Raw genomic sequence first — 336 nt, forward strand, 5'->3', positions numbered from 1 at the left:
TCATTATGTAGGACTGATACGCATTTTCCGTATCCTGTTGCATTTGATACATCGCCACCATCTTTTTAAGATCATCCAAATCCCAAGTCTCCACCTCTTTTAACGACTGCCCTTTCATTACGATATAGAATAGGTCAAACTCCGCTTCCATATCTTCGGACATTTCACCTATTTCGCCGATTTCCACAAAGTCCCGTTTTGTGCGGGAATTTGCCTTCCGTAACCACCTATTCGGCTTCGCTACCCAATGGTTACCACTGCGAAAAGCGATAGTTTGATGTATTGACAATAGGTAAAGAGCACTTTATAAAATGTGCTGACCTTACCGGCAAACAA

1 protein-coding gene is annotated in these 336 nt (G+C 42.3%); it reads right to left on the bottom strand.

Annotated features, from left to right (window positions below; genetic code table 11):
* Positions 1–187 (bottom strand): hypothetical protein (locus ACYVTD_RS18510; protein ID WP_461249058.1); only part of this gene is annotated, 187 nt, incomplete at its 3' end.
* Positions 188–336 lie beyond the last annotated feature (149 nt).

The organism is Treponema sp. R6D11 (genome assembly GCF_054786075.1).